The organism is Rhizobium sp. Root483D2 (assembly GCF_001426685.1).
Taxonomy (GTDB): Bacteria; Pseudomonadota; Alphaproteobacteria; order Rhizobiales; family Rhizobiaceae; genus Pararhizobium; species Pararhizobium qamdonense.
The window spans coordinates 111514-123732 of sequence record NZ_LMFB01000004.1 but is presented as its reverse complement, the minus strand read 5'-3'; the positions used below and the strand labels follow the sequence as shown (position 1 = coordinate 123732).

Below are 12219 nucleotides of genomic sequence, written 5' to 3'. Positions count from 1 at the left end.
AGAATGGCTTTTTTGGCGCAGTGCGGCAAGAAATTCCTCAAGGTTGCAACGCGTCCCTGCAGCGGCGGCTCAGCTGACCCGTTCGATGCAGAAATCGATCACTTCCAGCAGCGCATCTTTCCAAGGGGATGCCGGCAACGGCGCCAACGCATCGCGGGCAATCGTGCCATAATGCTGTGCCCGCGCGATAGTGTCCGTCAGGCCGCCATAGCGGGTGATCAGGCCCAATGCCTTTTCCAGGTTCTGATCGTTGCTTTCGCCGCCTTCGATGGCGGCGCGCCAGAAACTGCGCTCCTCGGCGGTTCCGCGGCGGTAGGAGAGAATGACCGGAAGCGTGATCTTGCCTTCGCGGAAATCGTCGCCGGTGTTCTTGCCGAGATCGGCGGCCTTGCCGCCATAGTCGAGCACGTCGTCCACCAGCTGGAAGGCAAGGCCCAGGTTCATGCCGTAGGATTTCAGCGCATTGCGGCTGGCCTTGTCGGTCTTGGCAACGATCGGGCCGACTTCGGCGGCGGCCGCAAACAGGGCTGCCGTCTTGGCGCGGATGACGGACAGATAGTCGTCCTCCGTCGTCTCCATGTTCTTGGCGACCGACAGCTGCAGGACTTCCCCTTCGGCAATCACGGACGCCGCCGTCGACAGAACGTCGAGCGCATCGAGCGAACCGACATCGACCATCATCCGGAAAGCCTGGCCGAGCAGGAAGTCGCCGACCAGCACGCTGGCCTGGTTGCCCCAGATCATCCGCGCCGTCGATTTGCCGCGCCGCAGGTCGCTCTCGTCAACCACGTCGTCGTGCAGAAGCGTGGCCGTGTGCATGAATTCGACGGCGGTCGCCAGCTTGATATGGGCATCGCCGGTGAAACCGAACATCGCGGCGGACGCGAGCGTCAGCATCGGGCGCAGGCGCTTGCCGCCGGAGGAAATCAGGTGATTGGCCACCTCCGGGATCATCTGGACGTCGGATCCCGCCTTGGACAGGATCAGCTGATTGACGCGCTCCATGTCCGCCTTCGTCAGGTCGACGAGCGGCTTGACCGATGCCTGTTTGTTTTTGCTGTCTTCCAGCGGTATCACTACGCCCAACACAAGGGACTCCTGTTCAAATTCCAGTTCGGACAATAGAAAGGGGGGCTTGTGGCGGCAAGAGGCGAATTGTCCCGCTTGCCCAAATAAGGCAGGAAAACGACCCGTAATGAAGGAATTGATCCGCACCAACGACGCCGTCGTGCTCTCGTTTGCCGAAAGTCTGATGAAGGATGCCGGCATCGGCTGCTTCATCGCCGATCAGGGCATGAGCATCCTTGAAGGTTCGCTGGGCCTGTTGCCCCGGCGTTTTCTGGTCAGCGAGGACGATGAGGAGGATGCCCGGCAGCTTCTGATCGACGCTGGACTTGAGGCGGAATTGCGGGACGAATGACGACGGCGGCAACCGAAACCATCGACAGCTTTCACCGCGGTCAATTTCAAGTGATCCAGCCTCTGGGGCAGGGACACCGGTCCGGCATGGACGCGATGTTGCTTGCCTCTCTGGTCGTTTCGAAACGGCCCTGCCGCGTCGCCGATCTCGGCGCAGGCGCCGGTGCTGCCGGCATGGCGGTTGCCTCACGGCTGGACCATGCCGAAGTGCTCCTGGTCGAACGGTCGGCGTTGATGGCGCAGTTTGCCAGGCGGAGCCTCGCGCTGGAAGCCAATACCCGGCTGGCCACGCGCATATCGGTTCTGGAGGCCGACGTCTCGCTGACGGGCAGGGCAAGGGCTGCCGCCGGTCTGGCCGATAACAGTTTCGACCATGTGATCATGAACCCGCCCTTCAACGATGCAGCAGACCGCAAGACGCCGGATGCGCTTAAGGCGGAGGCGCATGCCATGACCGATGGCCTGTTCGACACCTGGATCCGCACGGCCAGTGCCATTGCACGGCCGGGCGGGCAGCTGTCGCTGATCGCCCGGCCGCAATCGATCGCCGAGATCATGTCCGCCTGCAGCCGCCGTTTCGGCGGCATCGAGATCACGCCTTTGCATCCGCGCGACGGCGAAAATGCCGTCCGTATCCTTGTCACCGCCATCAAGCAGAGCCGGGCGCGGCTGACCTTGCGGGCGCCGCTCATCGTGCATGAAGCGCAGACGCACAGATTCGCCGGTGCCGTCGATGACATGAACAACGGCCGCGCCGGGTATAGCCGGCAAGCGCCTGTGCGGCACCAGAAGCTTCCGCAATAACAGACGAAAATCCGCGATCCTAAGCGATATTGGAGTCCTGTTGGATGCGGCGTCCGTTCTATTGGAGGAAAGAATAATAGAACTATTTTTTATATTGTGGCGCTGAATTGGTTGATCTATCTCAAAAATCACTGAGACACGAAATGACGTGAATTCAACCCGGAGAGAGCCCAATGAACCCCGCCATGAACATGATGCCGATGATGAACAACATGATGCCGATGAACCCGATGATGGGTGGAATGATGAACCCGATGATGCCGATGATGGGTGGCATGCCCATGATGAACGGCATGATGCCGATGATGGGCGGCATGCCCATGATGAACGGCATGATGATGGCGATGATGATGGGCATGATGTCCTGCACGATGACGGCAGACGGCATGACCTGCGAAATGAAGCCGATGGACGGCATGGACAAGGACATGTTCATGGAATGCTGCAAGCGCATGATGTCCATGATGTCCGGCGGCATGCCGATGATGATGATGTGCGGCGGCATGATGATGTGCTGCACGATGGCTGCCTAAGGCACCCTAAGCTGACGCCATTCAGGGCCTCCGGTTACGGGGGCCCTTTTTGTGTCTGCCCTATAAGGTTTACGATCTTGCCGCAATCGGCGCCGTGTTTCAGGTGCCCACCTGCTCGGCATAGGTCATGACGAGGTAGAGGATGGCTTCGGTGCCGGTCATGTTGCGATAGGTATGGACGACGTCGGCATCAAACAGCACCGCATCGCCTTCACCGAGAATTTGCGGCGGATGCTTGCCGGCGATGATTTCCACGGTCCCTTTCGAGACGATCAGGTTCTCCACCGTGCCATGCTGATGCGCTTCGGCACTTTCCGCGTGATGCGGTGCAATCCTCAGCTCGTAGAATTCCACCCGTCGTTCGCTCTCGAAGGGAAACAGCGCGCGGGTCTGGAATTTCCCTTCGGACGAGGACAGGATTTTCGATTTTGCCCGGCTCAGCGAGAAGAATGTCGTTTCATCGCGCTCGGCGATCAGCGAGCCGCAGGGAACGTCAAGGGCCAGCGCAATCTTGGACAGAATACTGATTGTCGGACTGCTCTTGCCGGTTTCGATCTGGCCGAGCATGGCACGGCTGACACCGGAAATCTTGGCCAGCCGGTCGAGCGAATACCCGCGCCGGGTTCGCAGCCGACGCAGATTGCGTCCGGTCAGAAGCGCTATTTCATCGGCGGGATCGACCTTCAGCTCTTCCGCCAACTGCAATAGCGGACTAGGCGCCATGACCCATCATCATGACCGGCATGAAGCCCCAATAGGGCACCCAGACCAACATCGGCTGCATCGGCACGGCATGTGGAACCGCCACAGCAGGCAAGGAGGCCGCCTTGGCGCGCGATTGCCGATAGGATTGCAAGTCGATGACCGTTGCCGTCTGGGCTGCCATGAAAGTCTCCTGCTGGAACTGCTGTCTGAAATCTACAAATTTTATCGATTTCAGCACAGGCCAAGCCGTTTAATCTTGTGGCCTGAAGTGAAATCTTTTGCCAATCCCGCATGGCTTGCCGCAACGCGCTTTCCAGTGGCGGCGGGGATGCGAAGGAGAAATGATCGCTCCGGCCATTGCGTTTGCCGCGTCAATACATACATGCCAACACGAAGAATGATGGAATGAATGCAGGGAGTTCAGATGGCCGGACTGTTCAGGAAGCTGTTGCCGAAACGTTTTCGCAAGCAAGGTTTAACGATCCCCGTCGTGCGCCTGCAAGGCGCGATCATGGCAGGCGGCAGCCAGTTTCGTCCGGCGCTCAATCTGGCGACGGTGGCGCCGGTGCTCGAAAAGGCCTTCTCGATGAAGGACGCGCCGGCCGTCGCCATATCGATCAATTCTCCCGGCGGCTCCCCCGTCCAGTCGCGGCTGATCTACCAGCGTATCCGTGATCTGGCGGACGAAAAGAAGAAGCGCGTGCTGATCTTCGTCGAGGATGTGGCCGCGTCCGGCGGCTATATGATCGCGCTGGCCGGCGACGAGATCATTGCCGATCCGACCTCGATCGTCGGCTCCATCGGCGTGGTGTCGGGCGGTTTCGGGTTTCCGGAACTTCTGAAGAAGATCGGCGTCGAGCGGCGTGTCTACACCGCCGGTTCCAACAAGGTGATGCTCGATCCCTTCCAGCCTGAAAAGGAAAAGGATATCGAGTTCCTCAAAGGGCTGCAGCTCGAAATCCATGAGATTTTCATCGGCATGGTCAAGGCGCGGCGCGGCCATCTGCTGGCTGATACGCCCGACATTTTCTCCGGCCTGTTCTGGACCGGCAAGCGCGGTCAGGAACTGGGGCTGGTCGATAGCCTCGGCGACATGCGCAGCGAATTGAAGAAGCGGTTCGGCGCAAAGACCGAGTTGCAGCTGGTGTCCGCCTCGCGCGGCCTGTTCGGACGCCGCCAGCCTGGCGCAGCAATCGCAAGCGGAATGGCCGAGCGTTTTGCTGTAACGGCCGTTTCTGGTCTTGCCGAGGTGGCGGAGGAAAAGGCATTATGGGGCCGCTTCGGGCTTTGAAGCTCCAGTTGAAACGGGGAGGCGCATGCCGCAATTGATTATACTGCTGCTGTTTGCAGCCATCGCCTGGATCGGCTACCGCAAATTCGTGGCAGACGCGGAAAAACTGACCCGCCGCCAAAACGAAGCCCGCCGCCAGCAGGAAAACGGTACGCAGGGAACGCTGGTCAAGGACCCGGTGACGGGGGAATACCGGCTGAAGAAGCCGGAATGAGTTTATTCCTCGCGATCCTTGACCCGCGCCATCCAGTCGGCGCCGGCATAGGTGACGCAGATGATGAAAACGCTTTGATCGCGTTCATTGACGGTAAAACAAACCACGCCTTTTTCTCCAGCGGGGATTGCACGTAGGCCCGTCCGCAAGTCGTCCCGCGTCGAACCGATATGTGGAAAGTCTGCGAGATTATCAATGACACGAACGATGTCGTTGGCCTTTGCCACGCCGATGGCAGGTCCCGCATAGTTCGCGACAAGATCGGCTATGTCATAAATGTCGCGATCAATGAGCGGGTGCTTGACGATGCGGTAAACCATTGCGGCTACCTTTTGTATTTTTCGGCGATTTTGCTTCGAATCTCACGGAAAAGCGTGTCTCCATCCCAAGGTATCCACTGATCCTTCGGCAGTTCCATCCGCCGATTTATTTCATCCGCCATGCCTGCCAATGGGTCGGCCGTGACGGCGTCATTGTGCATCATATGCTCGATCCCGGCCTGGATGACGCTGGATACGGAGGGATAGATCCCATCCGCCACCATTTTCTCTGCAAATTCCCGGTGGGTGTCGTCCAGTTCGATATGGATTTTGACGGTCATGTGCCGGTCCCTTGGTTTCTTGTCTAGCTTACCACATCGGGTGAATTGCCTGCAACGAGGCAACGCGCACTGGGAGTTCCCATAAGCCCGCCCCTTGACCCTCTGCGCCCATCATGGCACCAGACAGCCAGATAATCCCAACCTGGACTGATGCCATGACCGCCGCCGCTCTCCCGGACCATATGAACCCCAAGCGCTCGTTTCAGGCGCTGATCCTGACGCTGCACGCCTACTGGGCGGACAAGGGATGCGCGGTTCTGCAGCCCTATGATATGGAGGTCGGCGCCGGCACATTCCATCCGGCAACGACTTTGCGCGCGCTCGGGCCAAAGCCGTGGCGGGCAGCCTATGTGCAGCCATCGCGCCGCCCGTCCGACGGGCGTTACGGCGAAAATCCCAACCGGCTGCAGCATTATTACCAGTATCAGGTCATCCTGAAGCCCAATCCGCCGAACCTGCAGGAACTCTATCTCGGTTCGCTGGAGGCGATCGGTCTCGATCCGCTGCTGCACGATATTCGCTTCGTGGAAGATGACTGGGCAAGCCCGACGCTGGGTGCCTGGGGTCTCGGCTGGGAATGCTGGTGCGACGGCATGGAGGTCTCGCAGTTCACCTATTTCCAGCAGGTCTGCGGCATCGAATGCGCGCCGGTTTCGGGAGAGCTGACCTATGGTCTCGAGCGTCTCGCCATGTATGTGCAGGGCGTCGACAATGTCTACGACCTGAATTTCAACGGCCGCGAGGGCGACGAGAAGATCAGCTACGGCGATGTCTTCCTGCAGGCAGAGCAGGAATATTCGAGGCACAATTTCGAATATGCCAACACGGCGATGCTGCAGCAGCATTTCGTCGATGCCGAACGGGAATGCCTGGCACTTCTGGCGGCCGGCGCGCCCGATACCGGCGCCAACGCCATCCTGCACAAATGCGTTTTCCCGGCCTATGACCAGTGCATCAAGGCCAGCCATGTGTTCAATCTGCTCGATGCACGCGGCGTCATCTCCGTGACGGAACGCCAGAGCTATATCCTGCGTGTCCGCACGCTGGCGACCGCCTGTGGCGAAGCGTTCCTTCTGACGGACGCGGGCGGCATCAATCTGGCAAAAACGGCTGCCTGACGATCGGGCTGCACAATCAACATAAACGCGCGCGATCTGTCACGAAAATGCAATCTTTGCGAGAGCTGTCACATGACTCTCTTTAAAGAAGCGAAATCAAGTGCTTGAGCCCATTGGGGCGTTCAGGAAGCTTTTAAGGAGTTTGTTCTAAGCTTTGTTCAAGTGACAAGGTTCAGGACGGATGATGGACGACGAGGATATTCTGCCCCCGGAAGTTTTGGCTTCGATGTTGATGCGGATGTTCGAATTCGCACCGATTGCGATGGCGATCACAACCAGTGATACCCGGACGTCGAGCTATGCCAAGGTCAACGATGCCTATCTGAAGCTGACCGGCCTGAAATGGGAAAACATCCGCGGCAAGAAGCTGACCTCTGATGGTGCTGCCATCGATAATCCCGCCCGCGATCGCCGCCACCGCCTGCTTGCGGAAGTGGGATCCTACGAGCTGGAAGAGGTCGATCTCGTCTATGCCGACGGCACGATCATCCCGACGCTGATCTCGGCGCAGCGAACCGTTGTCGACGGCGTCTCCTTCGATGTCGAGGTCATCGTCGATGTTTCGGCGCGTGTCCGCCAGCAGCGTGAAATCGAGAATGCGCTTCGGGCATCGGCGCGCACCGACGCTCTGTCCGGCCTGCCGAACCGGGCCTGTTTTGACGAAGTCGTCATCGAATCCGTGGCGCGCAGCATGCAGAACGATCGCAAGCTGGCGCTGGCCTTCGTCGATCTCAATGATTTTAAGACCGTGAACGACACCCTGGGTCATGCTGCCGGGGACGAGGTGCTGCGAACGATCGCCAGCCGCCTGCGCGAAAGTTTCCGCGCCACCGATTTCATTGCGCGCATTGGCGGCGATGAATTCGTCGTTCTGCTCGATATCGACCTGAAGCTGGCGGCCGACGTACAGCAGAATATCCAGGATGCGATGGAGCGGGTTTTCAAGCCGATCGCCATCGAGGGAAAGGTCACCTATACAGGTGCTGCCGTCGGGGTGACGTTCCTGAAGCCGGACGATACCGTCGCGTCCTTCGTGCGCAGGGCGGACGAATATATGTATATCGCCAAGACCAGCGAGCAGCGGGTGGCCGTCGTCTGTTTCGGGCAGATCCTGGAAACGGTTCCCTCGCCGGAAGACCAGATGCAATGGGGACCAGCGAGAGCCTCCAACGACCAGCTTTAGATCAGATCGGTCGCTTCGACACCAATCGTCCAGACAGGCTTCAACGTTGCAAAGGCGCCAGTCGGCAGCTGACCGGCATAGGTCTGCAAGGCGCGCCGCACACCTGCCGGTTTTTCCATCGCGCCGATATGAGCATAGGCGAAAAACAGCGCTGAAAAGGCGATGACGTTGATGAAGGTGGCGAGCGGTTTCATGGGGGCGGTACTTTGCGGGGTTCGGCGTTGATCTGATGACCGCACTATCGATCAGACGGCGCCTTTGCGCGGTTCCCGGCGGAACAGGCTCACCTGTTGAAACACAGAAAAGCCGGAGGCTGGGGCAGTCGGTTGAAATTTGTCTTTCACCGGCGGCATTCGATCCATAAGCTGCGCGAAACATAGGTTTCGGGAAGGAACCCCTGATGATTGGTCTCGCTATTGCTGCGGTCGTGATCCTCTACCTGATTTTCGTCTATAACGGCCTGGTCAAGGCGCGGCAGGTGAAGGAGGAGGCATGGTCGGGTATCGACGTGCAGCTGAAACGCCGCGCCGACCTGATTCCCAATCTGATCGAGACCGTCAAAGGTTACGCCGCCCATGAAAAGGGCACGCTGGAGGAGGTCATCGCGCTTCGAAACCGGGCGCAGTCTTTGCCGGCGGGTGACGTTGCCGGCCGCGCAGCAACGGAGGGCCTGCTCAGCCAGGCGCTTGGCAAGCTGTTTGCGCTGGCGGAGGCCTATCCGGACCTTAAGGCCAATCAGAACTTCTCCGAACTGCAGCAGTCGCTGGAAAGCATCGAAAGCGAAGTACAGATGGCCCGCCGCTATTATAACGGTGCCGCCCGCGACCTTAACGTCAAGGTGGAAAGCTTCCCGTCAAACCTGATTGCCGGTCCCTTCGGATTTACCAAGGCCGCCTTTTTCGAAATCACCAACGAGGCCGACCGCGCAGTCCCCGTGGTGAAATTTTGATCTAGCCGCAAAAGACATTCCGTCGTAGACGGCTATCCACGATCGATAGAGCAGGCGCAGCCACGCAGGGGCCGTGCATTGGGCATGAAGAGACGAGAGCATGAACGCCGCAGACCAGAAACTCACCATCCTTCCATCAGGCCATCCGCTTGAGGGCCGCGTCAGCCCCCCAGGCTCAAAATCGATCACCAACCGGGCACTGCTTCTGGCCGGCCTTGCCAAGGGCACCAGCCGCCTGACCGGCGCCTTGAAGAGCGACGACACCCGGTATATGGCGGACGCCCTGCGCGCCATGGGCGTGGATATTTCCGAGCCCGACGATACCACCTTCATCGTCACCGGTTCCGGCCAGCTTCTGGCGCCGCGACAGCCGCTTTTCCTCGGCAATGCCGGCACTGCGACGCGTTTTCTCACGGCCGCTGCTGCCCTGGTTGATGGCACGGTGGTGGTCGATGGCGACCAGCATATGCGCAAGCGGCCGATCGCGCCGCTGGTCACGGCACTGCGTTCGCTCGGTGTGACGGTGGACGCTGAAACCGGCTGCCCGCCGGTGACGATCGCCGGCACCGGCGATTTCGCCGAAGACCATGTCACCATCGATGCCGGCCTTTCCAGCCAATATGTATCCGCCCTGTTGATGGCCGCTGCCGGTGCCTCCCGCCCCATCAATATCGAGCTTGCCGGCGAGGAGATCGGCGCGCGCGGCTATATCGATCTGACGGTTGCCGCGATGCGCGCCTTTGGCGCCGAAGTCACCCAGGTTAGCCCGTCGATCTGGCAGGTGGCCCCGAGCGGGTATCATGCAACCGATTATCTGATCGAGCCGGATGCCTCGGCTGCGACCTATCTCTGGGCGGCGGAAGTCTTGACCGGCGGGCGGATCGATCTCGGCGTTGCGGCCGCGTCGTTTTCGCAGCCCGATGCCAAGGCCTATGAGGTCATTGCCTCGTTCCCGCATATGCCTGCCGTCATCGACGGCTCGCAGATGCAGGACGCCATTCCAACACTTGCCGTGCTGGCCGCTTTCAACGAGACGCCAGTGCGTTTCGTCGGGATCGAGAACCTGCGTGTCAAGGAATGCGACCGCGTGCGCGCCCTGTCCACCGGCCTCTCGAATATCCGCCCAGGCCTCGGCATCGAGGAGGGCGATGATCTGCTGGTTGCCTCCGATCCGGCGCTTGCCGGCCAGACGCTGCCGGCCGATATCGACACATTCGCCGATCACCGGATTGCCATGAGCTTTGCTTTGGCGGGCCTCAAGATCAAGGGCATCGCCATTCTCGACCCCGGCTGCGTCGCCAAGACCTATCCGCGCTATTGGGATGAGCTTGCATCGCTGGGCGTCGGGCTTGAGGGCGACCGGCCTTAAGGTTTAGGCGAATAAGGCTGTTCCGGCCGGGGAGGGATCGATCGCATGACACGTGTTTTCGCGGCGCTGGCACGGATCTTCTTCCTGCTCTCCATCCTGTTGTCCACCGCAGGACTGGCGCGCGCCGAGGAGGTTTTTAAATCCTATCGCTCGGTCATCGGCGTTGCCAAAAGCGGCGTGCTGAGCGTCACGGAAACGATCACCGCCAATGTCGAGGGAGACCGCATCAAGCGCGGCATCTACCGCGATTTTCCGCTGACCGTCACCGATGCGGCTGGCCGCGTCGTCAAGGTGGATTTCAAGCTGATCTCCGTTGAGCGCGACGGTGCGGCCGAGCCCTATCGCACCGAAAATATCAGTGGTGGCATCCGCATCTATACCGGCGACAAGGACGTGTTCCTGCAAGATGGCGAGCATACGTTCCAGTTTACCTACGAGACCGCCCGCCAGATCCGCTTCTTTCCCGATCATGACGAGCTGTACTGGAATGTGACCGGCAATCAATGGGCGTTTCCGATCGAGGAGGCCTCTGCCACGGTCGCCTTGCCTGCGGGCGTGAAGGCGCAGGCGCTGGATATCTTCACCGGCGGCCAGGGCGCGACCGACAAGAACGCCCGCGCGCTGGAAGATGGCGACCGGCTGGTCTTTACCACGACGCGCCGCCTGGAGGCCAACGAGGGGCTGACCATCGCGGTCAAGATGCAAAAGGGCAGCATCGATCCGCCGTCGGTATCGCAGGAACGGACCTGGTGGTTCTACGATCATCTGCCGGCGATCCTGGCCATCGCCGGTTTCGTAATCGCCGCGCTCTATTATTCCCGCATGTGGCTGAAGGTCGGCCGCGATCCGGCCCGCGGCGTCATCGTCCCGCGCTGGGATGCGCCCGACGGGATCTCCCCGGCGCTGGTCAACTATATCGACAACAGGGGTTTTTCCGGCCAGGGCTGGACAGCGCTGTCGGCCGCCGCCCTCAATCTCGCCGTCGAAGGCTATGTCGTCCTCAAGGACTTTAAGAACGCGCTGGAGATCACCCGCACCGACAAGCCGAAGCCGCCGTCGCTACCAACCGGCGAGGCGGCGGTTCTGGCGGCTGTCCAGCGCAATGGCGGCAAGCTTGCGATCGACAAGGACAATGGCCCGGCCGTGCAGAAGGCTGGAGCCGAGTTCCGCACTGCCATGGAAAAGGAACATCGCAACAGATACTATCACGCCAATACCGCCTATGTGGCCGGCGGCATCGCGATCTCGGCTCTGTTTCTGCTCGCCATTTTCGTCGCGGGCCTTGTCGATGGCGCAACGGTCGCACTGGTGCTTCTGCCGGTCGTAGCCTCGGTGATCATCTCGCTGTTTGCACTCGCCATCGGCCGCCTGTTCAACAAGCGCGGCAGCCTGTTTACCCGCATTGGCGCGCTGATTGCCGCGGCCTTTCTCACATTCTTTGCCGTCGCAGGCGCGCTCAGCGTTTCTGCTGTCGTTATCAGCATGGCGCTGAGCGCCCATCAGATCCCGCTTCTGATCGGCGTCGGCGGTATCGTGCTGGTCAACATGCTGTTCTTCCATCTGATGGGCGCGCCGACGCCGATCGGCGCAAAGATGATGGATGGCATCGATGGTCTGCGGCAATATCTGACGCTCGCGGAAAAAGAGCGGATGAATATGGCTGGCGCCCCTGACATGTCGCCGCAGCATTTCGAGAAGCTGTTGCCCTATGCCGTGGCGCTGGGCGTCGAAAGACCCTGGTCGGACACCTTCGACCGCTGGCTTCTGGCCGCTGCCGCCGGTGCCGCCGCCTACCAGCCCGCCTGGTATTCCGGCAACAGCTTCGCCGCCGGCTCCTTTGGCGATCGCATGGGCGGTTTCGCCGGCTCCATGGCCAGCACCATGTCCTCATCTCTCCCCCCACCCCCCAGCTCGTCCTCCTCCGGCTTCTCCAGCGGCGGCGGCTTCTCGGGCGGCGGCGGTGGCGGTGGCGGTGGCGGGGGGTGGTAGCTCTTCCACCTCCCCCTTGAGGGGGGAGGTCGCGACGCAGTCGA

Annotated in this window: 16 protein-coding genes; 10 read left to right on the top strand and 6 right to left on the bottom strand. The window is 60.4% G+C overall.

The genetic code is table 11. From position 1 onward, the window contains the following. Positions 1–69 precede the first annotated feature (69 nt). Positions 70–1086, bottom strand: a complete 1017-nt coding sequence (locus tag ASD32_RS03355) for a polyprenyl synthetase family protein (RefSeq protein ID WP_060636537.1) — start codon at positions 1084–1086, stop codon at positions 70–72. A gap of 109 nt (positions 1087–1195) precedes the next feature. On the opposite strand from ASD32_RS03355, the gene ASD32_RS03350 reads away from it, so the two are divergent. The 3 genes from ASD32_RS03350 (at position 1196) to ASD32_RS29380 (ending at position 2756) form a co-directional block, all read left to right on the top strand. Then, entirely contained in the window at positions 1196–1420 is a 225-nt protein-coding gene (locus tag ASD32_RS03350; RefSeq protein ID WP_060636480.1) for a DUF2007 domain-containing protein, read from the top strand. Further along, positions 1417–2223, top strand: coding sequence for a methyltransferase (locus ASD32_RS03345; RefSeq protein ID WP_060636479.1), 807 nt, complete (start codon positions 1417–1419; stop codon positions 2221–2223). The genes ASD32_RS03350 and ASD32_RS03345 overlap by 4 nt, the downstream gene beginning before the upstream one ends. 173 nt (positions 2224–2396) lie before the next feature. Continuing rightward, positions 2397–2756: a hypothetical protein gene (locus ASD32_RS29380; protein WP_156383042.1), complete on the top strand. Its 360-nt coding sequence runs from the start codon at positions 2397–2399 to the stop codon at positions 2754–2756. 99 nt (positions 2757–2855) lie between these two features. Here the strand turns inward: ASD32_RS29380 and ASD32_RS03335 are convergent, their stop codons facing one another. Both ASD32_RS03335 and ASD32_RS30220 read right to left on the bottom strand, forming a co-directional pair. Beyond that, positions 2856–3479 carry an XRE family transcriptional regulator gene (locus ASD32_RS03335; protein ID WP_060636478.1) on the bottom strand — a complete coding sequence of 208 codons (624 nt, stop codon included), beginning with the start codon at positions 3477–3479 and terminating at the stop codon, positions 2856–2858. Then, positions 3469–3642: a hypothetical protein gene (locus tag ASD32_RS30220; protein WP_200953551.1), complete on the bottom strand. Its 174-nt coding sequence runs from the start codon at positions 3640–3642 to the stop codon at positions 3469–3471. Before ASD32_RS30220 ends, ASD32_RS03335 begins: the two co-directional genes overlap by 11 nt. Before the next feature lie 243 nt (positions 3643–3885). Between ASD32_RS30220 and ASD32_RS03330 the strand changes: the two genes are divergently transcribed. Next, positions 3886–4752 (top strand): S49 family peptidase, encoded by an 867-nt coding sequence (locus ASD32_RS03330; RefSeq protein ID WP_060636477.1) that lies wholly within the window; start codon positions 3886–3888, stop codon positions 4750–4752. A gap of 25 nt (positions 4753–4777) precedes the next feature. Then, the gene (locus tag ASD32_RS03325) at positions 4778–4966 is read left to right on the top strand and encodes a hypothetical protein (RefSeq protein ID WP_060636476.1); all 189 of its coding nucleotides are present in this window, start codon (positions 4778–4780) and stop codon (positions 4964–4966) included. Positions 4967–4968: 2 nt separating this feature from the next. On the opposite strand, the gene ASD32_RS03320 is transcribed toward ASD32_RS03325, so the two are convergent. Both ASD32_RS03320 and ASD32_RS03315 read right to left on the bottom strand, forming a co-directional pair. Next, positions 4969–5286 (bottom strand): type II toxin-antitoxin system RelE/ParE family toxin, encoded by a 318-nt coding sequence (locus ASD32_RS03320; RefSeq protein ID WP_060636475.1) that lies wholly within the window; start codon positions 5284–5286, stop codon positions 4969–4971. A gap of 5 nt (positions 5287–5291) precedes the next feature. After that, positions 5292–5567: a hypothetical protein gene (locus ASD32_RS03315; RefSeq protein ID WP_060636474.1), complete on the bottom strand. Its 276-nt coding sequence runs from the start codon at positions 5565–5567 to the stop codon at positions 5292–5294. Positions 5568–5722: 155 nt separating this feature from the next. Between ASD32_RS03315 and ASD32_RS03310 the strand changes: the two genes are divergently transcribed. Together ASD32_RS03310 and ASD32_RS03305 are read left to right on the top strand one after the other, a co-directional pair. After that, positions 5723–6685: a glycine--tRNA ligase subunit alpha gene (locus ASD32_RS03310; RefSeq protein WP_060636473.1), complete on the top strand. Its 963-nt coding sequence runs from the start codon at positions 5723–5725 to the stop codon at positions 6683–6685. Between the two features lie 181 nt (positions 6686–6866). Beyond that, positions 6867–7868, top strand: a complete 1002-nt coding sequence (locus ASD32_RS03305; protein ID WP_244490089.1) for a sensor domain-containing diguanylate cyclase — start codon at positions 6867–6869, stop codon at positions 7866–7868. Here ASD32_RS03305 and ASD32_RS03300 read toward each other — a convergent pair. Next, entirely contained in the window at positions 7865–8062 is a 198-nt protein-coding gene (locus ASD32_RS03300) for a hypothetical protein (RefSeq protein WP_060636472.1), read from the bottom strand. The genes ASD32_RS03305 and ASD32_RS03300 overlap by 4 nt on opposite strands. Before the next feature lie 206 nt (positions 8063–8268). Between ASD32_RS03300 and ASD32_RS03295 the strand changes: the two genes are divergently transcribed. The 3 genes from ASD32_RS03295 (at position 8269) to ASD32_RS03285 (ending at position 12175) form a co-directional block, all read left to right on the top strand. After that, entirely contained in the window at positions 8269–8817 is a 549-nt protein-coding gene (locus ASD32_RS03295; protein ID WP_156383041.1) for a LemA family protein, read from the top strand. Positions 8818–8917: 100 nt separating this feature from the next. Further along, the gene (locus ASD32_RS03290; RefSeq protein ID WP_060636470.1) at positions 8918–10186 is read left to right on the top strand and encodes a 3-phosphoshikimate 1-carboxyvinyltransferase; all 1269 of its coding nucleotides are present in this window, start codon (positions 8918–8920) and stop codon (positions 10184–10186) included. A gap of 45 nt (positions 10187–10231) precedes the next feature. After that, entirely contained in the window at positions 10232–12175 is a 1944-nt protein-coding gene (locus ASD32_RS03285) for a DUF2207 domain-containing protein (protein ID WP_060636469.1), read from the top strand. The last annotated feature ends 44 nt before the right edge of the window (positions 12176–12219 follow it).